The sequence below is a fragment of the Stenotrophomonas sp. 116085_Sma genome, from assembly GCF_056479585.1.
Genome location: NZ_CM151057.1, coordinates 3,830,691 through 3,854,634 on the forward strand (window position 1 = coordinate 3,830,691; position 23,944 = coordinate 3,854,634).

Sequence of the window (23,944 nt, forward strand, 5' to 3'; positions counted from 1 at the left end):
CCACCCAGTTTCAAGGGTGGCTGCGACTGCACCCCGAGGCCAGTCAGCCTGTGGCCAGCATGCCGGAACCGGTGTGGTCGGCGCGTTGATCCCGATCAGTTCCTCGTGGCGGACGGGCTCAGCGGGTGATCGCGCTGCGGATCGCGCGCAGCTGCTGCTTGACCGCCCGCGCCTGCGCCACGTCCATGCGCAGCAGCGCCTTCTGCCCGATCGAGCGCGACTGCAGGGCGGGATCGACAAAGCGATAGCGGCCACGCTCATCGCGCTGCAGCAGCGGTGCCTGGACCAGGTCCGGGGTATCCAGCAGATGGTCGATCACCGCGACCAGGCGGTCGTTGAAGTAGCCTTCGGGCCGGCCCAGGTCGACGTAGGCCTGCTGGATCAGCGGATAGAAGCGTTTGTACGCGGTGGCCGTTGCCGCCGGGTCCAGCGCGGTGAAGGCCTGCACATAGGGCGCATAGCGCGCGGCGTTGCCGGCGGCGATGCGTTCGCCACCCTCGCCGGGCTCGACCTGCAGGTTGCCAGGCAACGGCCTCGCAGCCAGCGCGGTTGGGGGCACGCTGGGCTTGTCCAGGTTGTCGACCTGGGTGACCAGGCGCTGGATCAGGTGATCGCGCAGCAGCAGGGTCAGCGGGCCCTCGCCTTGGAACAGCTGGCTCAATGCGCCCCAGGCCGCGGTATCGCTGTCGGCCAGTTTCGGCAGCGCGGGATCGGCGGCGGCATCGGTGTCCAGCGGATGCCTGATGGCAGGTGGCGCCGGTGCGGTCTCTACGGCCGGCTTCGGTTGTGGCGGCGCACCAGCACTGGCGGGGGGTGATTGCACCGGCACCGGGACACCGTCCGCCAGGCTCTTCAGCTGATCGCGGAACAGCCAACCGCCCGCGCCACCGATCACCACCACGCCCAGCACCCAGGGCCAAACCGCTTTTCCACTCTGCATGATGCAGTCCCTCTTTTCACCTGCATGGAAAGGGTGTGACCCGCTTGGTTCCAGCCGGTTCCCCGCGCGTTCCGCTGGCGTTGGGGTTGGGCGGTGCGCTCACGTCTGCTTTGCACCTCCTGCGCGAGGCTGTGCATCCCATCGTGTGGAGACGTGGCCATGCAGTACGCGCTGTACTACTGGACCGGCATCCAGGGCCGTGGCGAGTTCGTGCGGCTGGCGCTGGAGGATGCAGGTGCCGACTACATCGACATGGCACGGGTGCACGGCGACGCGGTGATGCAGCCGTTTCTGGACGGTGGCAGCGAAGGCGCACAACCGTTCGCGCCACCGTTCCTGAAGGCGGGACGACAGGTGATCGCACAGGTCGCGGCCATCCTCGATTTCCTCGGCCCGACGCTGGACCTGGTGCCACAGGCGGCGTCGCGGCGGATGCAGGCGCTGCAACTGCAGCTGACCATCGCCGACCTGGTGGCCGAGGTGCATGACACCCATCATCCGATTGCCGCATCGAAGTACTACGAGGAGCAGAAGACCGAGGCCAAGGCGCGTGCAGTCTCGCTGCGCAGCGAACGGCTGCCGAAGTACCTCGGCTACTTCGAGCAGGTGCTGACGGCCAATGGCGGTCGCCATGCACTGCGCGAGCATTCGTATGTGGACCTGTCGCTGTTCCAGCTGCTGAGCGGGCTGGACTACATGTTCCCGCGCCGCATGCAGGCACTCGGCCCCACCCTGCCGCTGCTGCGTGCACTGCAGGAGCGGGTGTCGAAGCGACCGAACATCGCCGCCTACCTGGCCTCGGAGCGACGGCTGCCGTTCAACACCCAAGGCATCTTCCGCCACTACCCCGAGCTGGATGGAGCGCGCTGATACCGCCGCCTGCAACTCCTGTTGTAGAGCCGAGCCATGCTCGGCTCAGAGCAGCCGAGCGCAGGCTCGGCTCTGCAACACATCGGAGGCGGAAAGAAAGCGGTAGCGCCGGGCCATGCCCAGCGCCCCCGGTCAATGATCGATGCGATCGCCCAACGGCTTCACCGGCTGCTTCTGCAGCGACAGCAGCCCCAGCAGCATCGCCAGCGCAACATACGCGCCCGCGAACTGCCAGCTGATGATGCGCGCCAGGCCTTCCAGATCCCACGGCAGGTAGATGCCGCCGCGCGGGTCCACCGAGTGGATCAGCCCGAACAGGGTCAGCAGCGCCGCCACCAGCAGGAAGCCACAGGCGCGGCGCAGGCGGCCGTCCACCATCGCCGCCACCGCCGAGATCCACAGCATCGAGGTGATGATGAAGCCATTGCCGAGGGTGAAGATCACCGCCAGCTCCGGCAGGCCATGCCCGTCGAGCTTGGTCAGCAGCTGCGGCAGCTGGTCCGGCGCGACCCAGCCCGGCGCCTTGATTGCAAGCAGATAGGCCACCGACGGCAGGAAGCCGAACACCATCGCACCGGTATGGTGGCGCGGCGTGGCCTGGAATGCCTGCGTGGTGATGTCGATGGCCACGTACACGATGATCGGTGCCAGCACCGCCAGCGGCAGCCACTGCACCAGCCCGGAAATGATGCCGAGCATGCCGCCGATGCCGACGAACAGGCCGGTCAGCAGCGTGTAGCCGCTGCGCGCGCCCATGTGCTTGTAGGCCGGCTGGCCGATGTACGGCGTGGTCTGCGCAACGCCGCCGCAGACACCAGCCACCAGCGTCGCCACGGCTTCCACCAGCAGGATGTCGCGGGTGCGGTAGTCATCGCCGGCCGCACGTGCGCTCTCTGACACGTTGATGCCACCGACCACCATCAGCAGGCCGAACGGCAGCAGCAGCGGCAGGTAGGTCATCGCGGTGGGCAGGCCCTCAAGGAAGCCCAGCGTCGGCAGCGGCAGCACCACCTGCGGCGGCACCCATTCCGGCACATGGAAGCCCGGCGCGCCCAACCCGGCCACGCCGAGGCCGTAATACAGCACGGTGCCGAACACGAAGGCCAGCAGCACGCCCGGACCACGCACCGGCAGCCTGCCCTTGGCGATCAATACATACAGCAGGAGGCCCAGCGTGGTGAAGCCGACCAGCGGCGAGCGCAGCGTTTCCAGCAGCGGCAGCAGGCCCATCAGTACCAGCGCGATGCCGGCGATCGAGCCCAGCAGCGCCGCACGTGGCAGCGCGCGGGTGACCGCTTCGCCGAAGAACGACAGCACGAACTTGAGTACGCCCATGATGACCAGCGCGGCCATGCCCAGCTGCCAGGTGGCGATGCCCGCAGCGTGCGGGTCCATGCCCTGCTGCTTGAACGCGATGAAGGCCGGGCCGAGCACCAGCAACGCCATGCCGATGCTGGTCGGTGCATCCAGGCCCAGCGGCATGGCGGTGACATCGTCGCGGCCGGTACGTGCCGCCAGCCGGCGCGCCATCAGGGTGTACAGCAGGTTGCCGACCAGCACGCCGAAGGCGGTGCCGGGGAACATGCGGCCGAACACTACATCGGCCGGGAACTGGAAGATCCCGACCAGCGCCATGGCGATGAAGCCGAGAATGGAGAGGTTGTCGACGACCAGGCCGAAGAAACCGTTGAAGTCACCGGCGACGAACCAGCGACGCGGTGCGGCGGAAGCGGGAGCGGACATGGAAGGGGCGGTGGGGGTGGGGACCGCCGATGGTAGGCCCAGCGGGGCCCGGGCGCCAATTCCGCGGTGGAATGATGGGTTCCAGCCAACGGCGGGGCCCCTCGTGGCTGGGGGTGGGTCGCCAAAAGCAGCTTTATCGGAGTCGGCCGATCGGGATGGGCTGCGCAGGACACGCCGTAAACCCGTCCTTGGGGGCTCGATGGCGCCCTCCATGGCGCCAACGGTCCTGCGCAGCCCATCCCGACCGGCCCCTGACAATTCCCTGCGCGTGCCAGCCACGGAAAGGAATCAAAAGATCAAAAGCAAAAGCGGGTCGCTTCGCTCTGAGCCGAGCATGGCTCGGCTCTACACGAACAATTCGATCATTTCCACGTTATCCACACATGGCGTGGATCTACCGACAGATCGCAGGAAACTGTCGAAGGCAGGGTGGGTCCGGTTGCGGGGGTGTCCGCGGCATGGATGCCGCGGCCAAGCCCCCAGCGACGGGTTTACGGCGTCCCCCGCAACCGAACCCACCCCGCCATCCCTCAGGAAACCAGCTTCTGCTCTGGCTCTGGCTCTGGCTCGTAGCGGGTGCAGGGCGCAGCCCTGCATAAAACCCCAACCCTCACTTCTTCAGGAAGTTGTCCACCAGCAGATGCTTCACGTCGTCGAAGCGGCCGTTCAATACCGCCTTGGCGGCATACAGCGCCGTGCCTGCCACCTGCTTGACCTCGATCTGCGGCGGCATCACCAGCTCGGCGCGGCTGGTGTGTACGTCCAGCAACGCCGGGCCGCGCTGCGCCAGGAAATCCTGTACAGCCTCTTCCAGATCCTCGCTGCGGGTCACGGTGCGGCCGTGGAAGCCGATCACTTCGGCAAGGCGGCCAAAATCCGGGTTCTTCAGGTCGGTGTAGTTGTCCAGCAGCCCTTCCACTTTCTGCTCCAGCTCGACGAAGTTCAGCGAACCGTTGTTGAACACCACCACCTTGATGGGCAGGTTTTCCTGCACTGCGGTCAGCAGATCGCCCAGCAGCATCGCCAAGCCTCCGTCACCGGACAGCGAGATCACCTGGCGGCCCGGGAACGCCTTCTGCAGGCCCAGTGCCTGCGGCATCGCGTTGGCCATCGTGCCGTGCAGCAGGCTGGTCAGCGTGCGGCGGCGGCCGTTGACACGGATATGCCGCAACACCCACACCATTGGCGAGCCGCCGTCTGCGGTGAACAGCGCATCGTCGGTCGCATACTTCGACAGCAATGCGGTCAGATGCTGCGGGTGGATCAGCTCGCCTTCGCCCGGCTGTTCTTCCTGTTCGCGCTTCTTCAGCGCCTTGTCTCGGCGCTCGATGCATTCGTCCAGGAACGTGCTGTCCTCACGCGGCGGCAGCATCGGCAGCAGCGCATCCAGCGTGGGCGCAATATCGCCGACCACGCCCAGGTGCACCGGGTGGCGGCGGCCGAGGTGGCTGCCATCGCGGTCGACCTGGATGATCGTGGCCTTGTCCGGGTAGAACTGGCCCCAGGCGAAGTCGGCGCCGAGCAGCAGCAGCGTGTCGCACTCCATCAGCGTGTGGAAGCCGGATTCGATGCCGAAGATGCCGGTCATGCCCATGTTGTACGGGTTGTCCGGCTCGACGAAATCCTTGGCGCGCGAGGTGTGCGCGATCGGGGCCTGCAGGCGCCGGGCCAGTTCCAGCAGCTGCGCGTGCGCACCCTGGCAGCCGGCGCCGGCATAGACGCCGATGCGCTTGCCCTGCCCCAGCAGCTCGGCGATACGCTGCAGTTCGGCGTCGGAAGGGCGCAGCACCGGCTGGGTGTAGTGCACCGAAAACGGCACATCGTGCTTCACCTCGGCCTGGCTGATGTCGGCCGGCAGGATCACCACCGCCACGCCGCGGCGGCTGATCGCGGCCTGGCAGGCCAGTGTGACCACGCGGCGTGCCTGTTCGGCGCTGTGCACCTGCTCGCAGAACACCGAACAACTGGCGTACACCGCCTTGAAGTCCACTTCCTGCGGGAATTCCATGCCCAGTTCGCTGGTCACCACCTGGCTGGCGATCAGCACCATCGGCGCGCGGTTGCGGTTGCTCTCGAACACACCGTTGATGAAATGCAGGCTGCCGGGCCCGCAGGAGCCGGCGCAGGCGGTCAGTTCGCCGCTCACCAGCGAATCGGCGCCGGCAGCAAACGCTGCCACTTCTTCATGCCGCACGTGCACCCAGGCGATCTCACTGCCATGCATCGCATCGGTCACATGGTTGAGCGTATCGCCCACGATGCCGTAGCAACGGCGGACACCGGCCTGCTGCAGGGCGTCCACCACGATTTCGGCCACGCGCTTGCTCATCGGATACATCCTCGAACGGGGGAACGTCCGAGGCTAGACCCGGTGAAGTGATGCCTCCGTGGGCAAGTTGCGCATCGCCTCGATGTGCAAACTGCGGGTAGACATCTCGTCAATCATTGACGTTGATCCAACCCTCCACCACGCCCTGCTTCGGGTTGCGGTAGCGCAGCTTCACCCAGCCGTCCTGTTCATCCAGCATTTCCACGCGATCGCCCTGCACCAGATAGCGCTTGGTGCTGGTCGCGCCAGGTCGGTCGAACAGGAACAGGCGTGCTGGCACCACGGTGGCCTGCTGGCCACGCAGCGGCCCCTCGGGCCGTGCGCCCAGGCCATCGGCGATGGCCGTCTCCAACACGCGGCCATCGGCATCGTAGGTGCGCCAGACCGCCAGCGGGCCCTGCTCGTCGGTCTGTTCCCACTGCAGCGCGGCGCTCACCGTATTGCCCAGCATCAGCACATTCTCGCTGCGGTAAAGGTAGAGCTTCGCGCCTGCGAACCGGTACTGGTCGGCGTACCACATCGGGCCGCTGCGGCAACTGCTGGTGAGGGTGCGGGTGGCAACGTCCACGCTCAGCCCCATCAGGTCACCGCAGCTGTCCTTGCCGTGAGTTTCGGTCTGCAGAACGCGATACGAAGCGCTGGCTGGATCGAACCGGTACACCGCTACCGCTTCGTTGACCATGCCCACCGATGCACGCGCAACCAGTTCCGGGTAGCCATCGAAATCGACGTCTTCGAGCGACCACCGCGAATTGCCGTCGGCATCCGCCGCGCCCGCCAGCGTCTGGCGCTTGCCCGACGGCGACAGCTGCACGGCGATGCTGCCGTCCTGCTGGGGATCGGCGTGCGCCTGCACGTGAGCGGCCACCTGGAACCGCAGCGTTTCGCCGTCGCCGCCACTTGCCTGCGCCGACGGCGCCAGCAATCCCGCCAGCACCAGGCCCAGCGCGCATTCCCTGTGTTTCATCATCGCTCCCTGCGGCACCGCAGCGGCACCTTCAACTCAGAACGATACCTCGACCGGCTGCCGCGACCACAGCACCGATTGATGCTTGGTCTGCTGCTTCCACGCCAGGCGGATCGCTTCGATATCGGTGCGACGCTGCGGAGTGTCCTCATGCAGCACCACCAGCACCTTGGTGCGCAGGCGGTTGGGCGAAGCATCGCCGCGGAACAGCCACTGGCCATAGGCATCGAACACGGTCAGCCCATCCGGGAAGCGCGGGGTCACTTCCTTGTCCAGGAATGCGCGCCACTGCGCCTCGCTGATGGTGTCGGCCTGCGGACGGTTGCCCGCGCCCTGCTCCTCGCCCACGCCGAAGTACAGCTCGCTGCGCACCCAGCCGTGGCCGTCGGACGGGCGTGCGGCATCGCCCTTCAGTTCGGCGGTGGTGGCCGTGGCATAGGCGCTGGGCGCCTGCGAGGACAGGCTGGCACAGCCACTGGTGGCCAGCAGCACGGCAAAGACGAGGCCAAGGTGTTTCATCGGTACAGCTCCGGGGAAGGGGGACAGGGCGAGCCGGCAGCGTACAGCGCCACCGGCCCGGCGTGCTGATGCCAGCAGGGCATCAGCTCATGCCGGACCGGCAGGGGCTTGCATCTGCACCGGCCATCACGCGAAGATAATATATCGCTTCATCCGGATGGATGTAAGTGAGACTATCTCCCCCTTCCCCGTCGTCGTTGTTGCTGGAGCCCCCATGTCCGCCCGCCTGCCCGCGTCGCCGCTCGGCCTCGCCATCGCCCTCGCGCTTTCCTCCGCCGCCGTCCCGGCCCTGGCCCAGGACGCCACCAACCTGGACACGGTGATCGTCACCGGCACCCGCGCCGCCGACCGCACCGTGCTTGAATCCACCTCGCCAGTGGACGTGCTCACCGACGAGGACATCCGCAAGGCCGGCGTGGTCAACGGTGAGCTGGGCAGCGCACTGCAGGCGCTGCTGCCGTCGTTCAACTTCCCGCGCCAGTCCAACTCCGGCGGTGCCGACCATGTGCGCGCCGCGCAGCTGCGTGGCCTGTCGCCGGACCAGGTGCTGGTGCTGGTCAATGGCAAGCGCCGCCATCACACCGCGCTGGTCAACACCGACAGCAAGATCGGCAAGGGCACCACCCCGGTCGACTTCAATTCGATCCCGGTCAGCGCGATCAAGCGCATCGAAGTGCTGCGCGATGGTGCTGGAGCGCTGTACGGCTCTGACGCGGTCGCCGGCGTCATCAACGTGATCCTCGACAACGGCGGCGACGGTGGCGAGATCGAAGCCAGCTACGGCGCCAACCACACTGACCTCAAGCCGATCGGCCGCACCCTCACCGACGGCCAGACCGGCAACATCAGTGCCAAGGTCGGCACGTCGCTGGGCGAGGATGGCGGCTTCCTGCGCGTCGGCCTGGAATACAAGCACCGCAACGGCACCAACCGCGCCGGCTTCGACCAGATTCCGCCGTGGGACCAGACTCCAGGCAACCTGGCGCTGCAGGGCAAGCGCAACTACGTGCTGGGCGATGGCAAGAGCAAGGACATCAACCTGTGGCTGAACACCGAGATCCCGGTCGGCCAGACCTCGACGTTCTACGCGTTCGGCACCTTCAACCAGCGTGACACCGAGGGCGCGAACTACTTCCGCTACCCCGACGGCGATGCCAACTGGAAGCAGGTCTATCCGAACGGTTACCGGCCGATCTCCGAAGGCGAGAACCGCGACGTGCAGGCCGTGGCTGGCGTGCGCGGCCAGTGGGGCGAGTGGAGCTACGACGGCAGCCTGGATTACGGCCAGAACGACTTCACCTACCGCCTGCGCGATTCGCTCAATGCCTCGCTGGGCCCGACCAGCCCGACCCGTTTCAAGACTGCCGATTACGAGTACGCACAGACCGTGGGCAACCTCGACCTGAGCCGCGTGTTCACCCAGAGCGAGAGCATCAGCCACACTCTGGGCCTGGGCGTGGAAGCACGCCACGAGCGCTACCAGACGCGCCCCGGTGACCCGGCCAGCTACGCGGCCGGCCCGTTCACCGACCGCCCGACCGGTTCGCAGGCCGGTGGCGGCCTGACCCCGCAGGATGCAGCCACCCTGTCGCGCGATGTGGCCAGCGCCTATGCCAGCCTGTCCAGCCAGTTCGGCGACAAGTTCTCCACCGATCTGGCTGCACGTTACGAGCACAGCGATGACTTCGGCGGCGAGCTGACCGGCAAGCTCGGCCTGCGCTACGAGTTCACCCCGGCGTTCGCGCTGCGCGGCGCGATCTCCAACAACTTCCGCGCGCCGTCGCTGGCGCAGATCGGTTACGAATCCACCTCCACCGGCTACAACGCCGGCGGCCAGCTGGTGCAGGGCCGCCTGCTCTCGGTCAACAATCCGATCGCGCGTGGCCTCGGCGCACGTGACCTGAAGCCGGAGAAGTCGCTCAACACCTCGCTGGGCTTCACCAGCCGCATCGGCGAGCATTTCGACCTGTCGCTGGACTTCTTCCAGATCGACATCGACGATCGCATCGCGCTGTCCGAGAGCATCACCGGTGATGCGCTGACCGACTACGTGGCCGCCAACTACGGCGTCACCGGCCTGCAGAGCGCCAGCTTCTTCGTCAACGCCGCCGACACCCGCACCCGCGGCGCCGAACTGGTGAGCAACTGGCGCCAGTCGCTGGGCGATGGCCAGCTGCTGCTGACCGGCACCTATGCGTACACGAAGACCACGCTGAAGAACGTGCTGGCCACGCCGGCGCAGCTGCAGGCACTGAACCCGGACTACGTACTGTTCGGCATTGAAGAGACCAACACGCTGACCGATGCCACGCCGCGCACCCGCGGCAGCTTCTCCGCCGCGTGGAGCAACGACCACTGGTCGCTGAGCACCCGTGTGAACCGCTATGGCAGTGCCACCCGCGTGTTCAACTTCGGTGACGGCTACATTCCGCGCCAGACCTACCAGGCCGAATGGCAGCTGGATGCGGAGGTCGAGTACCGCATCACTCCGCGCTGGAGCGTGGCCATCGGTGGCCAGAACCTGACCGACAACTACCCGGATCGATCCAACAGCGACATTCACTACTTCGGCAACCTGCCGTATGACGTGCTGTCGCCGATCGGCAGCAACGGCGCGTACTACTACGGCCGCGTCCGCTATACGTTCTGATTCGCAGAATCGACCCGGTAGAGCCGACGGGGTAGAGCCGACGGGGTAGAGGCGACTGTTAGTCGACTGCTCTTCACGCAGATCGCAAAAGTCCCGCGCTGCGCGCGATAGTCGACTAACAGTCGACTCTACCCCGTCGTGGTTTCCCCATCGTCTTCCGTCCCGACCAGCGGTCGGCACCCACCACGAACTGTCGCCCTGCCTCGACCTGCCCTACACGCCCACGCTGGCAAGGTGGGGGCATGGCTGAACCGCTCCCCCTGCGTCCGCCACCGCCATTGCTGGACGACGCCTGCGCGTTGTTCCTCGATGTCGACGGCACCCTGATCGAATTCGCTGCGCGCCCGGATGCCGTGCAGCTGCTGCCGGATGTGCGTGAAGCCATCGGCCGCATCAGCGACCGCCTGGAAGGTGCCTTGGCACTGGTCAGTGGTCGCCCGCTTGAACAGCTGGATCAACTGTTCGCTCCCCTGCAACTGCCTGCCGCCGGCCTGCACGGCCATGAGTTGCGTGGCCAGGATGGTCGTGTGCTGCGTGACGAACACGACGACGACACCGCCGAATGGCTGCACGCGCTGCACCAGCAGGCGATGCGCTTTGCTCACGGGCATCCCGGCGTGCTGGTGGAAGACAAGGGCGTCGGGCTGGCCCTGCACTGGCGCGGCGCACCGCATGCCGCCAGCGATGTCCGCGCCTTCGCCGACCGCCACGTGCGCGGCCGTGCCAGCTACCGCCTGCAACCTGGCGACCATGTGGTCGAGTTCGTGCCCGTCGGCACCGACAAGGGCCGTGCCGTGCGCCGGATGATGCAGTACCTGCCGTTCCGCGGCCGCCTGCCGGTGTTCCTCGGTGATGACCTCACCGATGAATTCGGCTTCGACGCCGCCAACGTCCAGCATGGCTGGAGCGTGCTGGTGGGCGAGCGGGAACCCAGCAAGGCGGTGTTCGCGCTGCCCGACATACGCAGCGTGCACGCCTGGCTGCGTGAGAATGCCTATTGACCCGGCCACCCCACGGCCGCAACCGAGATGTACCGCGTGATGACCCAACCCGATCTTGATCTGGGCGTGGTCGGCAACGGCAGCTTCGGCGCCCTGGTCGACAAACGTGCCCGCGTTGTCTGGAGCTGCCTGCCCACCTTCGACGGCGACCCCACCTTCTGTGCCCTGCTCGGTCCCAACCAGCAGACCGGTGGCGACTTCGCCATCGAGCTGGAGGACTTCGCCAGCAGCGAGCAGGAATACCTGACCAACACAGCGATCCTGCGCACCGTCCTGCGCGACGCGCACGGTGGCGAACTGGAAATCCTCGATTTCGCACCGCGCTGGCGCCAGAATGACCGCTTCTACCGGCCGGTCAGCCTGATCCGACAGGTGCGCCCCTTGTCCGGCAGCCCACGCATCACCGTGCGTGCGCGCCCGCTGGCCGACTGGGGCGCGCGCGTGCCCGAGTCCACCTGGGGCAGCAACCACGTGCGCTGGATCCTGCCCGAGCACGTGCTGCGACTGACCACCGACGTGCCGGTAAGGTTCGTGCGTGATGGCCTGCCGTTCGTGCTCAACCATCCGATCCACCTGATCCTCGGCGTGGACGAATCGCTCAACCGCTCCATCAGCGGCTATGTGCAGGAAGCCTTCCAGCGCACCCGCGATTACTGGCGCGAGTGGGTGCGCTACCTGTCCATTCCGCTGGAATGGCAGGACGCGGTCATCCGCAGTGCAATCACGTTGAAGCTGTGCCAGTACGAGGACAGCGGCGCGATCATCGCGGCGATGACCACCTCCATTCCGGAAGCGCCCGGCAGCGTGCGCAACTGGGACTACCGCTACTGCTGGCTGCGCGATGCCGCCTTCGTCGTGCGTGCACTGAACCGTCTTGGCGCCACGCGCACGATGGAACAGTTCCTCGGCTACATCTTCAACCTGGCCACCACCGATGGCACGCTGCAGCCGCTGTATGGCATTGGCTTCGAGGCCAAGCTGGACGAGAACGAAGTCCCCAGCCTGTCCGGCTATCGCGGGATGGGCCCGGTGCGTCGCGGCAACCTGGCCTGGGTTCAGCGCCAGCACGATGTCTACGGCAGCGTGGTGCTGGCCTCCACGCAGCTGTTCTTCGACCGTCGCCTGCAGGACCCGGGGGATGCGCACACCTTTGCCCGCCTGGAACCATTGGGCGAACAGGCATTCGCCCTGCACGACGTACCCGACGCCGGTCTGTGGGAGTTCCGCGGCCGTACCGAGGTGCACACCTACACCAGCGCGATGTGCTGGGCGGCCTGCGACCGCCTGTGCAAGATCGCCGTACGCCTGAAGCGGGACGACCGGGCGCACTATTGGCGCGAGCGCGCCGACACCATCCACGCACGCATCATGGCCGAGTCCTGGAGCGAGGAGCTCGGCCACTTCACCGACACCTTCGGCGGCCACCGCCTGGATGCCTCGTTGCTGCTGCTGGCCGACATCGGCTTCATCGATGCGCTGGACGCCCGCTTCATTGCCACCGTCGAGGCCATCGGCCGCGACCTCAAGCATGGCAATTCGCTGTACCGCTACGTTGCACCGGATGACTTCGGCGAGCCGGAAACCAGCTTCACCATCTGCACCTTCTGGTACATCGATGCGCTGGCGGCGATCGGGCGCATGGACGAAGCACGCGGGATGTTCGAGCTGCTCCTGAAACAGCGCAACCACCTGGGCCTGCTGTCGGAGGATCTGGCCTTCGACAGCGGCGAGGCCTGGGGCAACTTCCCGCAGACCTATTCGCACGTCGGCCTGATCACCGCCGCGATGCGCCTGTCGCGGTCCTGGCAGGAGGCGTCGTGAGTCGCCTGGTGGTGGTTTCAAACCGGGTGGCCGTGCCGGGCGAGAACCGTGCCGGCGGCCTGGCGGTCGGCCTGCTGGCCGCGCTGAAGGAACGCGGCGGGATGTGGTTCGGCTGGAGCGGCAAGAGCGTGCGCGATGGCAGCGGCACGCTGCATACGCAGAAAGACGGCGACATCGAATTCGTCACCCTGGACCTGAGCAAGCGCGAGGTGGATGGCTACTACAACGGCTTCGCCAACCGCACCCTGTGGCCGCTGCTGCACTTCCGCCTCGATCTGGTCGACTACGACCGCGGTACCCGCGAGACCTACCACAAGGTCAATGCGCTGTTCGCCGACAAGCTCGCACCGTTGCTGCGCGAAGACGACATCGTCTGGATCCACGACTACCACCTGATCCCGCTCGGCGCGCTGCTGCGCGAGCGTGGCATCGGCTGCCGCATCGGCTTCTTCCTGCACATCCCGATGCCCTCGGCCGACCTGCTGCAGGCCATGCCCGATCACCTGCGCCTGTTCTCCGCGCTGTACGCCTACGATCTGGTCGGCTTCCAGACCCAGCGCGATGCCGATCGCTTCCAGACCTACCTGCGCCTGTTCGGTGGCGGCCGCGTACTCGACAGTGGCGAACTGGAAGCGCCAGGTGGACGCCGCTTCCGCGCGGCCGCGTTCCCGATCGGTATCGACACCGAGCTGATCGCGCGACAGGCCGGTACCGCCGCGACCAAGGCCGCAGTGAAGAACCTGCGCGCCAGCCTGCGCGACCGCCAACTGGCCATCGGCGTGGATCGCCTGGACTATTCCAAGGGCCTGCCCGAGCGCTTCCTTGGCTTCGAGCGCTACCTGGAGCGCCATCCCGACCAGCGGGGTTCGCTGACCTACCTGCAGATCGCCCCGGTCTCGCGCGGTGATGTCACCGAGTACCGTCAACTGCGCAGCCAGCTGGAACAGATCGCCGGCCACATCAACGGTGGCCACGCCGAACCGGACTGGACGCCGCTGCGCTACGTCAACCAGAACTTCACCCACGCCACGCTTACCGGCTTCTACCGGGCGGCGGCAGTGGGACTGGTGACCCCGCTGCGTGATGGCATGAACCTGGTGGCCAAGGAGTACGTGGCCTCGCAGGACCCGGACGATCCCGGCGTACTGGTGTTGTCGCTGCTGGCCGGGGCCGCCGACGAACTGAAGCAGGCGCTGCTGGTGAACCCGCACGATCTGGACGGCGTGGCCGACGCCATCGCCACGGCCGCGACGATGTCGCTGCGCAGGCGCAAGGAACGCTGGCACGCGATGATGGAGCACCTGCGCACCTACGACATCAACCACTGGCGGCGCAGCTATCTGGACGCCTTGGAAGGCTGAGCGACCACCGTCGCTGCGGGCCGGTTCGACACGTCATCGGCGTGTCGGCACGGCCCGCAAATTGTCGCTTTCAGCACGAAAGTAGATGCGAATGAAACCATATCGCCGCACCCGCAATGCGACCTTCCGGCAGCCGCGTGCAACACCGAACCTTGGGTGAAGCCCACTTCGCACAGGGGTTTTCCCGGTTTCATCACGCCTGCCGCTCATGCGTCCGCAAAAACGAAAGCTGCAGCGCGCACCGGTTTTCATTCCGCATTGACACCCGCTCCCCAAAGTGACGCCCCCGGAACGACCGCACGCCATCGCAACCGCGTTTGCGAGGCGTCGCGCACATCACACCTGGGGAGTCACCGCATGTCCGCTTACGACCGTTTCATCGAAGATGCAGCAACACGCCTTGAACTGGGCCATCGCACCCGTTGGGTGATCGAGGTGATCACCGCCTGGGTGGCCTCGCATCCCCACGGTCTGGACGGCGTACAGCAGCGCTTCGAACAGGCCGGCCTGGCCGCCCGCTTCCACTCCTGGCGGCACCCGGCCAGCCTGCGCCTGCCCATCGTTGCCAGCGAAATGGAGCGCGCCCTGGGGGCGCACACGCTGGCCATGATCGCCCACCGCAGCGGCATGTCACCCGGGCCGTTCCGTGTGGTGATCTGCCACCTTCTGCCCGGCGTCGTCACCCTGATGTCCGCCCCGCACAGCGCCGATGAAGTGGCCGCTGCCGCCGTTCCAGCACGCAGGAACGCCGCGCCCAGGCGCATGCGCAGTCTGGTGCCCTCGCGTGCGATGTACGGCATGGCCCTGCGCGGCCTGCTCTGGACCGTGGCTGTGGTTGCGGTGCTGGGCCTCACCACATGGTTGTTGCTGAAAGCGCGCACACCGCTGTGGACGGTGCAGGACACGCCCGCGCAGCATGAAGCACACCTGTCCCTCCTTCAGCACGGCACGCAGGTACAGGTGCACGGGCGCCTGCCCAGCGAGAGCGACCGCCGCCGCGTCTGGAACGCGCTTTCCGCAGTGCATGGCGCGCGCAACCTCGGCGGTGGCATTGCACTGGACCCGCACACGCAGGCACCGCGCTGGCTGGACCGCCTGATCGTGGATCTTCCCCATCTGCGGGGCGACGGCCTGCACCTTGTGTTTGAAGGCACCCGGTTGCGGATCGATACCCGTTCCATGCAGGAGCCCGAGCGGCTGGCCATCTCGTGGCGTTTGCGCCAGGACTTCCCGGCGCTGGAGATGCGCGGGCTGTGGGGCCCGGGCCTGGCCGCGCTGGCGCAGCTGTCACCTGACGCTGCCCCTGCACAGCGGGTAGCTGCGTTGAACCAGACCACGCTGAAATTCCGCGCAGGCTCCTCCGAACTGACCGGTGACTCGCGGCAAACGCTGGAAGCCGTCGCCAACGCACTGCGTGACACGCCCGCAGGCACGCGCGTGGAAATCGGTGCGCACACCGACAGCCGCGGCCAGGCCGAAGCCAATCTGCATCTCAGCCAGCAACGTGCCGAAGCGGTGTCGCAGGGGCTGCAGGAGCTGGGAGTGGAGCCTGACACGCTGGTCGCCGTGGGCTACGGCCAGGAACATCCCGTGGCCGACAACCGCAGCGACAGCGGCCGCGCGCAGAACCGCCGTATCGATTACCGGCTGCTCGACTGAGCCTGCCGACGCTTCAGGCTTGAAGCACCTGCTCCTGTAGAGCCGAGCCATGCTCGGCTGCCTTTTTCGTAGTCTCGACGGGAACAGCCGAGCATGGCTCGGCTCTACAGACGTCCGGTGATCAATCCAGGAACCGCGCGAGGTGTTCCGGCGCCGGCAGATGGCACGCATCGTGGCGTCCGAACCAGCGGTAGCGGTTACGCGCCAGCAGGCGATACGCCGCGTCCCGCCAGCTGCGCGGCAGCAGGCGCAGCACGCCGCTAAAACGCCAGGCACCGCCGAGTCCCGCCAGTACGCGCAGGATCGCATCGGTATCGGTCCACGCGCCCTGTGCGTCCAGCAACAGGAACGACGCCGGGTCCTGCGGATCCAGCCCGTGCGCACGCAACAGCGCGCTGCCCTGCGTGCCCTGCATCGCGGCGAAGCGGTAACGCCCCGCGCGATCGAAGCGCAGCAGGAAGCGCACCCATTGGTTGCACAGCGCGCACACACCATCGAACACGATCACCGCGCGGCCGGTCTCGGTGGCAACCTCACTGCGGTTCGAGCCAGCCTTCATAGCGGATCAGGGCTCCGGCCCAGGGCAATGTCACATCGACCAGGAAAGTGTAGCGCTGGCCGTGCCACGCTTCACGGCAGCGCACGCCACCGAACCAGCGTGTTGGCAGCGGCAGCAGGCCCAACGCCCAGACCCGCCGCACCGTCCAGTCGATGCCGCCATCGCGGGCCTGCAGGTCGAACGCGAAACGCACTGCACCCAGCTGCTCGTGCAGATGCCCTTCGTGCTCCCACAACCGCGACACCATCGGCCAGCGTCCGAAGCGTCGCGCCCATTGCTCGCCCTGCCCGTGGGCGCTGAACGCTACCTCGGTCGGCAGCGCATCGCCGTTGTTCGGCAAACGTGCCACTGCGGCCAGCAACGGCACCAGCCAGTGCCGTCCCCGCACGATCCGCGCCTGCCCTGCATAACGGCAGGGCAACGGCGCGGCATGCAGCGCCTGCACCGGGGCGGCCAGGGTGGCGAAGGCCGGCCCCAGCACCCGTGCGAACAGGGGCGTACTCAGGGTGCGATCCAGGCCAGCGTCGCCATGCGTCCGGTACGACGATCGCGCCGGTGCGAGTACAGGTCCGGATCGGCCATGGTCGACACCGTGCCGCCGTATACCTGCGCCGGGTCCATGCCCGCGGCCTGCAGGCGCTGCCGCGCCAGCGCGAACAGGTCCACCTTCCAGTGGCCTGCGCGGGTGGCCACGAACGCCGCCTCGGCGGCCGGATCATGGCCGACGAAAGCGTGGTAGACCTCTTCACCGATCTCGTAATCGGCCGGCCCGGCAGCCGGTCCCAGCCAGGCTCGCAACTGCCCGGGCGGCGTCTGCATGGCCGCCACGGTGGCCTCCAGCATGCCGTCGGCCAGGCCACGCCAGCCGGCATGCGCCGCGCCCACCTCACTGCCATCAGCGGCGGCGAACACCACCGGCAGGCAGTCGGCGGTCAGGATCGCCAGCACCACGCCGGGCACCGAGGTTACTGCGGCATCGGCCACCGGCTCGCTGGCGCCGGGCACTGGTGGCGTGCTGAAGCGCAACACGGTGCTGCTGTGCACCTGGCGCAGCCAGTGCGGCGCGGAGGGCAACGCCAGCCCCTGCTGCAGCAGCTGGCGGTTGTGCTCGACGTTGGCCGGGGTATCACCATCGGCCGCGTGCCGGTTGCCCAGGTTGAACTGCGCGAACGGCGCCGGCGAGATGCCCGCGCCATGCCGGCGCGTCGTCAGCGCATGGACGCCCGCAGGCGCCGGCCAATCGGCCCACAGCAACGGCAGCGCGGCGTCCATTACCAGCGGTCCCGCTCGCGCGCGGCGAAGGCTTCGCTGTCTTCGCGCAGCACCTTCATCAGGTGCAGCATGTCCTCCGGCACCGGCGCGGTGTTGCGCACCGGCTCACCGGTGATCGGGTGCGTGAACTCCAGGGTCTCGGCATGCAGGGCCTGGCGCTTGAAGCCACGCAGCGCGGCCACCAGCTCATCGCTGGCGCCCTTGGGCAGCTTCAGCGCGCCGCCGTACAGCGGATCACCGATGATCGGATGGCGAACGTGCGCCATGTGCACGCGGATCTGGTGGGTACGCCCGGTTTCCAGACGGCACTCCAGCGCGGTGTGCGCACGGAAGCGCTCACGCAGCCGGTAATGGGTGATCGCCTCCTTGCCGTCCTCGCGCACCGCCATCTTCAGGCGGTCGCGCGGGTGGCGGTCGATCGGGGCATCGGCGGTACCGCCGGCCACCAGCGCGCCCATCACGATGGCCAGGTACTGGCGGTGCACGTCGCGTGCGGCCAGCTGCTCGACCAGCGCGGTCTGCGCTTCCAGGGTCTTGGCCACCACCATCACGCCACTGGTGTCCTTGTCCAGGCGGTGCACGATGCCCGCGCGCGGCAGCACCGCCACCGACGGGTCGCGGAACAGCAGGGCGTTGACCAGGGTGCCGCTGTGGTTGCCGGCCCCCGGATGCACCACCAGGCCGACCGGCTTGTTGATCACCAGCAGGTGCTCGTCCTCGAACAGCACGTCCAGCGGGATGTCCTCCGGCTGGGCGTCGGTCTGGGTTTCCAGCACCACGTTGAGGGTCACCACCTCGCCGCCGCGCAGCGGATCGCGCGGGCGCACCTGGGCGCCGTCCAGCAGGACCTCACCGGCCTTGATCCACTCGGTCAGGCGCGACCGCGAGTATTCGGGGAACAGTTCGGCCACCACGGCGTCGAAACGGCGGCCGGCAGCGGTGTCGGGGACGATGGCCTGGCGGGCCGATTCAGAGGGTTGTTCAGACATGGCAGGGGCATTCTTTGAAATTTTGGGGTCCCGGCGGCCGGTTTCAGTCGCTGGACAGGACACTAGGCTATCATCGCCCCTTCGTATTCCAGCCGCGTCCCGCCTCGACCTCATGATCCGACGCTCCTCCATGCTCTCCGCGCCCGTCCGCCTCACCGCCCTGCTGCTGGTGCTGGTCATCGCCGCCACCGGCTGCCACCGTGGCGCCAAGAAGGGCGATCGCCCCGATGAAGGGACGCCGGTCGAACAGTTGTACGAGAAGAGCCACAAGCTGATGCAGGGTGGCAACTGGAGCGGGGCTGAAACCAGCTTCCGCCGCCTCGTGGCCCAGTATCCGTACGGCCCGTATACCGAACAGGCGATGATCGAAACCGCCTACGCGCAGTACAAGGCCGGCAAGCACGACGATGCGGTGTCCAGCATCGACCGCTTCATCCGTACCTACCCGACCCACCGCAACATCGCGTACCTGTACTACCTGCGCGGCCTGGCCAACTCCAACCGCAGTACGGTTTTCCTACGCCGCGTATGGTCGCTGGACGCCAGCCGCCGCGACCTGTCCACGCCGCACCAGGCGTATTCGGACTTCAACATCGTGGTCGACCGCTACCCGAACAGCCGCTACGCCGCCGATGCGCGCCAGCGCATGCTGGAGCTGCGTGACGTGTTCGCCCAGCACGAGCTGGACAACGCCCTGTACTACATGCGCCGCGGCGCCTGGGTCTCGGCCGCCGGCCGCGCCAACTACCTGCTGGAAACCTATCCGCAGAGCGCGTTCCAGTACGACGCCGTCGCCGTCCTGGCCGATTCCTACACCCACCTGGGCAACAAGACCCTGGCCGACGACGCCCGCCGCGTCCTGCAGCTGAACCAGCCGGACCACCCGTGGCTGGAAGGCAAGTGGCCGAAGTACCCGTGGATGATCCGCAAGCTGAACCCGTTCGCCGGCGAGAAGTCCGCCAGCACCGGCCAGCGCAACGCGCGACTGGAAAAGAAATAAGAAAGCAGAGGGCCCCGCAAGGGGCCCTTTCTTTATCCGGTAGATCCACGCCATGCGTGGATGGCGGGCGCCCCGCTGGACTTGGGGTATTAGGAATTCTACGAATCGGCCGACGTTGCGATGCCGTTCCCAAACCGGACCCGCACGGCCCTCCACACTCCAGCGCACGGCCATTCCCGCCTGCCTGGAGTCCGAATGAAGACCTCAACCGTTTCCCGCACCCGGCCCCTGCTGGCCACCCTCGCCGCCACCCTGCTGGCCCTGCCCGCTGCAGTCCAGGCCTCAGAGCCGGGCGAGCTGCTCAGCGCAGCGCCCTATCGTGCCGCCTGGGTGCCCTCGAAGGCATCCCAGGCGTACCTGCTCAGCTACCGCACGCCCGATCATCACAACCGGCTGGCGCAGGGCACCGGTCTGCTCTATCTGCCGGCAGGCACGGCGCCAGCGGGCGGCTGGCCGGTCGTTGCCTGGGCGCATGGCACCCAGGGCATTGCCGATCACTGCGCCCCTTCCCGTTCCGGCCCCACCCACGCCGAACGCGATGGGCGCTTCCTGGACGCCTTCCTCGCCCAGGGCTACGCCGTCGTCGCGGCCGACTATCAGGGCCTCGGCAGCCCCGGCGATCACGCCTACCTGCATGTACGCACCGCCGCGCGCAACAGCATCGACATGGTCAAGGCCAGCCATCGGTTCCTGGGCAGCCGCCTGTCACCGCGCTGGGTCTCGGTGGGCTACTCGCAGGGCGGTGCCGCGGCGCTCAGCGCCGGCCACCAGGCTGCCGCCTATTCCGGCCCCGGCCTGCAGTACAAGGGCAGCTTCACCGCAGGCACGCCCACGGCCGTGGAGATGACCGCACTGGTGATGCGCCCCGACAGCCGCAGCGCCAATCCCGGCGCACTCAATGCCTACCATGCCTATCTGCTTGATGGCCTGCTGCAGGTGGCGCCGCAGATCGACCGCGTGCTGAGCCCGCAGGGGCGGGCACGCATTGCCCTGGCCCGACAGCACTGCCTGACCGATCTGGCGGCACAGCTGGAGGGCGCCAGCACCGGCGAGATGTTCAGCGCGCCGTTGACCTCGGTGCCGGGCATCTGGACGCTGCTGCACGACTATCTGGGCGTGCCACGGCACGGGTTCGCCCAGCCGCTGATGCTGGCCCACGGCACGCGCGATCAGGACGTGCCCTATCTGACCACCCTGCTGTATGCCGCCGGCTTGGCCCTGCGCGGCGAACCCGTGGCCTTCCGCCAGTATCCGGTCGACCACCGCGCCACGCTGGATGCGGCCACCGCTGACGGGGTGGCCTTCGTAAAAGCACGCCTGGCAGATGCCCGCTTCGACGAAGCCGCCGAAGCCACCGGCCTGGAAAAACTGCTGGACGCCGCACGGTAGATCCACGACATGCGTGGATGATCTTCGACGATCGTGCGGACCAAGGTCCGCACCCACCGGAGAGGGGCCAACGGGTTGCCGGCCAGCGGCCGGCATTACCCCCCACCGCTACCTCAGCCCTTGTAGCCGTTGCTGATCGGGTAACGACGCTCGCGGCCGAACGCGCGACGCGAGACCTTGGGCCCTGGCGCGGCCTGGTGCCGCTTCCATTCGCTGATGCGCACCAGGCGCAGCACGCGGTCGACCACGGCGGCGGCGTAACCGGCGGCAACGATCTCCGTGCGCGACTGCTCCTGGTCGATGTAGCGGTACAGGATCCCGTCCAGCACGTCGTAGGCCGGCAGCGAGTCCTGGTCCAGCTGGTTCTCGCGCAGTTCGGCCGACGGCGGGCGGCTGATCACCGCCGGCGGGATCACCGGTGCACCGCCCACGGTATTGCGCCACTTCGACAGGCCGAACACTTCGGTCTTGTACAGGTCCTTCAACGGCGCATAGCCACCGCACATGTCGCCGTAGATGGTGGCGTAGCCCACCGCGTATTCGCTCTTGTTGCCGGTGGTCAGCAGCAGGCCGCCGAACTTGTTGGCCAGCGCCATCAGGATCACGCCACGGCTGCGCGACTGCAGGTTCTCTTCGGTCACGTCCGGCGTGGTGCCCTCGAACATCGGCGCCAGCGATTCCATCAGGCCCTTGAACGCCGGCTCGATCGAGACCGCTTCCAGCTTCACGCCCAGTGCCTGGCACTGTTCGGCCGCCAGGTCATTGGACAGGCCGGCGGTGTAGCGCGACGGCAGGCGCACCGCGGTGACGTTCTCCGCCCCCATCGCGTCCACCGCCATGGCCAGTACCAGTGCCGAATCGATGCCACCGGACAGGCCCAGCCACACCTTCCTGAAGCCGTTCTTGCGGCAGTAGTCCTGGATGCCGCGGGTGACGGCACGCCACGCCAGTGCATCCATGCTTTCGTCGCCATCGTCCATCCACACGTGCGGCATGAAGCGGCGCGTTTCGCCGTCGTACTCCACCACCAGCCACTGGTCGACGAAGGCGGCGGCGGCGGGGTGCACCGTGCCGTCACCATCGGCCACCACCGAGGCGCCATCGAACACCAGCGCATCCTGGCCACCGACCACATTGAGATAGGCGATTGCCGCGCCACTCTCGCGGGTACGTGCGGCCAGCACCGCATCGCGCTGGGCGTGCTTGCCGCGCTCGTACGGCGAGGCATTGGGTACCACCACCAGCTGCGCGCCGGCGCGCACGGTGTCGGCCAACGGCTCGGCGAACCACAGGTCCTCGCAGATCAGCAGACCCACCGGAATGCCGTTGACCTCGAACACGCAGCTGCCACCGTCCGGATCGACATCGAAGTAGCGGCGTTCGTCGAACACGGCGTAATTGGGCAGCTCACGCTTGCGGTAGGTCTGCTCGACCAGGCCATCGCGCAGCACGCTGGCGGCGTTGTAGACCACCGCGCCAGCCGCCTGCGGCCAGCCGACCACCGCGGTGATGCCGCGGCAGGCCGCGGCGATGCGCGTCATTGCCTGCTCGCACTCGTACAGGAAGCCCGGGCGCAGCAGCAGGTCTTCCGGCGGATAGCCGCTCACCGCCAGCTCGGGGAACATCACCAGCTCGGCGCCGTACTCGTCGCGCGCCTGGCCGATCATCTCGATGATGCGCTCGGTGTTGCCGGCGACATCGCCGACCGGGAAGTCGAACTGCGCCATCGCGATGCGGATCGAAGCCATGGGAATCCAGCCTGTGGTTGCAATGCCGCCATTGTAACGCCGCGCCATGCGCCCGCCGGGCGCGCTCACTGCGTGGACAGCCCCGGCTCAGTAGATCCACGCCGGCGTGGATGGGCCGACCAGGCGGCCGCCAGACGCAGAAAAGCCGCCCGAGGGCGGCTTTTTTGTTGATGCAGGTAAAGCAGTCGACTAACAGTCGACTCTACCGAATCGTCTGCCAGAGGCAGTCGATCTTATTTCACCAGCTTGGCGATGGCAGCGCCCAGGTCGCCCGGCGAGCGGACGGTGACAACACCGGCAGCTTCCATGGCAGCGAACTTGCCTTCGGCAGTGCCCTTGCCGCCCGAGGCGATCGCACCGGCGTGGCCCATGCGCTTGCCGGCCGGAGCCGACGCACCGGCGATGAAACCGACGACCGGCTTCTTCACGTGGTTCTTGATGTACTCGGCGCCGGCTTCCTCGGCGTCGCCGCCGATTTCGCCCACCATGATGATGCCTTCGGTCTGCGGGTCTTCGTTGAACAGCTTCAGGCAGTCGACGAAGTTCAGGCCGTTGATCGGGTCACCACCGATGCCGATGCAGGTGGACTGGCCCAGGCCGACTTCGGTGGTCTGCTTGACCGCTTCATAGGTCAGGGTGCCCGAACGCGACACGATGCCGATCTTGCCCGGCTGGTGGATGTGGCCCGGCATGATGCCGATCTTGCACTCACCCGGAGTGATGACGCCCGGGCAGTTCGGCCCGATCAGCACGGTGTCCGGATGCGAACGGGTCAGCACGTTCTTGACGCGCAGCATGTCCAGCACCGGGATGCCTTCGGTGATGCAGACGATGACCTTGATGCCGGCAGCAGCGGCTTCCAGGATCGCGTCAGCCGCGTACGGCGGCGGCACGTAGATGACCGAGGCATTGGCGCCGGTGCTCTGCACGGCGTCGGCAACGGTGTTGAAGACCGGCAGGTCGATGTGGGTGGTGCCACCCTTGCCCGGGGTCACGCCGCCGACAACCTGGGTGCCGTACTCGATCATCTGAGTGGCGTGGAAGGTGCCCTGCTGGCCGGTGAAGCCCTGCACGATCACCTTGGTGTTCTTGTTGATCAAAACAGACATTGGAATTCCTTGGTGTCG

19 protein-coding genes are annotated in these 23,944 nt (G+C 67.3%); 8 read left to right on the top strand and 11 right to left on the bottom strand.

The window, feature by feature from the left end; genetic code table 11:
• Window positions 1–118: 118 nt before the first annotated feature.
• A complete protein-coding gene (locus tag ACZK0Z_RS17845; RefSeq protein WP_049430693.1) occupies window positions 119–940 on the bottom strand; it encodes a DUF3014 domain-containing protein in 822 nt (273 codons plus the stop codon).
• Between the two features lie 159 nt (window positions 941–1,099).
• Between ACZK0Z_RS17845 and ACZK0Z_RS17850 the strand changes: the two genes are divergently transcribed.
• Window positions 1,100–1,810 carry a glutathione S-transferase family protein gene (locus tag ACZK0Z_RS17850; RefSeq protein ID WP_197633667.1) on the top strand — a complete coding sequence of 237 codons (711 nt, stop codon included), beginning with the start codon at window positions 1,100–1,102 and terminating at the stop codon, window positions 1,808–1,810.
• A 132-nt stretch (window positions 1,811–1,942) separates the two neighbouring features.
• Here ACZK0Z_RS17850 and ACZK0Z_RS17855 read toward each other — a convergent pair whose 3' ends face one another.
• The 4 genes from ACZK0Z_RS17855 to ACZK0Z_RS17870 all read right to left on the bottom strand — a co-directional run bounded on the left by ACZK0Z_RS17855 (window position 1,943) and on the right by ACZK0Z_RS17870 (window position 7,368).
• Window positions 1,943–3,553, bottom strand: coding sequence for a SulP family inorganic anion transporter (locus ACZK0Z_RS17855; RefSeq protein ID WP_197633668.1), 1,611 nt, complete (start codon window positions 3,551–3,553; stop codon window positions 1,943–1,945).
• Between the two features lie 610 nt (window positions 3,554–4,163).
• The gene (locus ACZK0Z_RS17860; RefSeq protein ID WP_197633669.1) at window positions 4,164–5,882 is read right to left on the bottom strand and encodes a thiamine pyrophosphate-dependent enzyme; all 1,719 of its coding nucleotides are present in this window, start codon (window positions 5,880–5,882) and stop codon (window positions 4,164–4,166) included.
• Window positions 5,883–5,991: 109 nt separating this feature from the next.
• Window positions 5,992–6,849 (bottom strand): XAC2610-related protein, encoded by an 858-nt coding sequence (locus tag ACZK0Z_RS17865; RefSeq protein ID WP_197633670.1) that lies wholly within the window; start codon window positions 6,847–6,849, stop codon window positions 5,992–5,994.
• Window positions 6,850–6,885: 36 nt separating this feature from the next.
• Window positions 6,886–7,368 carry a DUF3574 domain-containing protein gene (locus tag ACZK0Z_RS17870; protein WP_049429156.1) on the bottom strand — a complete coding sequence of 161 codons (483 nt, stop codon included), beginning with the start codon at window positions 7,366–7,368 and terminating at the stop codon, window positions 6,886–6,888.
• Window positions 7,369–7,582: 214 nt separating this feature from the next.
• Here ACZK0Z_RS17870 and ACZK0Z_RS17875 point away from each other — a divergent pair, with 214 nt between their 5' ends.
• From ACZK0Z_RS17875 to ACZK0Z_RS17895, 5 genes are all read left to right on the top strand, one after another.
• Window positions 7,583–10,018, top strand: a complete 2,436-nt coding sequence (locus ACZK0Z_RS17875; RefSeq protein ID WP_197633671.1) for a TonB-dependent receptor domain-containing protein — start codon at window positions 7,583–7,585, stop codon at window positions 10,016–10,018.
• 242 nt (window positions 10,019–10,260) lie between these two features.
• A complete protein-coding gene (gene otsB / locus ACZK0Z_RS17880) occupies window positions 10,261–11,019 on the top strand; it encodes a trehalose-phosphatase (RefSeq protein ID WP_197633672.1) in 759 nt (252 codons plus the stop codon).
• Between the two features lie 39 nt (window positions 11,020–11,058).
• Window positions 11,059–12,840, top strand: a complete 1,782-nt coding sequence (locus ACZK0Z_RS17885; protein WP_197633673.1) for a glycoside hydrolase family 15 protein — start codon at window positions 11,059–11,061, stop codon at window positions 12,838–12,840.
• Window positions 12,837–14,201, top strand: a complete 1,365-nt coding sequence (gene otsA / locus ACZK0Z_RS17890) for an alpha,alpha-trehalose-phosphate synthase (UDP-forming) (RefSeq protein ID WP_197633674.1) — start codon at window positions 12,837–12,839, stop codon at window positions 14,199–14,201. The genes ACZK0Z_RS17885 and otsA overlap by 4 nt, the downstream gene beginning before the upstream one ends.
• A 357-nt stretch (window positions 14,202–14,558) precedes the next feature.
• A complete protein-coding gene (locus tag ACZK0Z_RS17895; protein ID WP_197633675.1) occupies window positions 14,559–15,860 on the top strand; it encodes an OmpA family protein in 1,302 nt (433 codons plus the stop codon).
• Window positions 15,861–15,981: 121 nt separating this feature from the next.
• Here ACZK0Z_RS17895 and ACZK0Z_RS17900 read toward each other — a convergent pair whose 3' ends face one another.
• Genes ACZK0Z_RS17900 through rluD form a run of 4 tightly spaced genes read right to left on the bottom strand, consistent with a single transcriptional unit; the run spans window position 15,982 to window position 18,680 of the window.
• The gene (locus ACZK0Z_RS17900; protein WP_197633131.1) at window positions 15,982–16,419 is read right to left on the bottom strand and encodes a thiol-disulfide oxidoreductase DCC family protein; all 438 of its coding nucleotides are present in this window, start codon (window positions 16,417–16,419) and stop codon (window positions 15,982–15,984) included.
• Entirely contained in the window at window positions 16,394–16,900 is a 507-nt protein-coding gene (locus ACZK0Z_RS17905) for a DUF4166 domain-containing protein (RefSeq protein WP_049429150.1), read from the bottom strand. Before ACZK0Z_RS17905 ends, ACZK0Z_RS17900 begins: the two co-directional genes overlap by 26 nt.
• Before the next feature lie 20 nt (window positions 16,901–16,920).
• Window positions 16,921–17,691: a peptidoglycan editing factor PgeF gene (pgeF, locus tag ACZK0Z_RS17910; RefSeq protein WP_049429149.1), complete on the bottom strand. Its 771-nt coding sequence runs from the start codon at window positions 17,689–17,691 to the stop codon at window positions 16,921–16,923.
• The gene (gene rluD / locus ACZK0Z_RS17915; protein WP_019660164.1) at window positions 17,691–18,680 is read right to left on the bottom strand and encodes a 23S rRNA pseudouridine(1911/1915/1917) synthase RluD; all 990 of its coding nucleotides are present in this window, start codon (window positions 18,678–18,680) and stop codon (window positions 17,691–17,693) included. Before rluD ends, pgeF begins: the two co-directional genes overlap by 1 nt.
• Before the next feature lie 112 nt (window positions 18,681–18,792).
• On the opposite strand from rluD, the gene ACZK0Z_RS17920 reads away from it, so the two are divergent.
• Window positions 18,793–19,680, top strand: a complete 888-nt coding sequence (locus tag ACZK0Z_RS17920) for an outer membrane protein assembly factor BamD (protein ID WP_024956778.1) — start codon at window positions 18,793–18,795, stop codon at window positions 19,678–19,680.
• A 195-nt stretch (window positions 19,681–19,875) separates the two neighbouring features.
• Window positions 19,876–21,069 (top strand): lipase family protein, encoded by a 1,194-nt coding sequence (locus ACZK0Z_RS17925; RefSeq protein WP_049429148.1) that lies wholly within the window; start codon window positions 19,876–19,878, stop codon window positions 21,067–21,069.
• A gap of 113 nt (window positions 21,070–21,182) precedes the next feature.
• On the opposite strand, the gene ACZK0Z_RS17930 is transcribed toward ACZK0Z_RS17925, so the two are convergent.
• Window positions 21,183–22,817: an NAD+ synthase gene (locus tag ACZK0Z_RS17930; RefSeq protein WP_049429147.1), complete on the bottom strand. Its 1,635-nt coding sequence runs from the start codon at window positions 22,815–22,817 to the stop codon at window positions 21,183–21,185.
• A 233-nt stretch (window positions 22,818–23,050) separates the two neighbouring features.
• Entirely contained in the window at window positions 23,051–23,926 is an 876-nt protein-coding gene (gene sucD / locus ACZK0Z_RS17935; protein WP_005410793.1) for a succinate--CoA ligase subunit alpha, read from the bottom strand.
• Window positions 23,927–23,944: the final 18 nt, after the last annotated feature.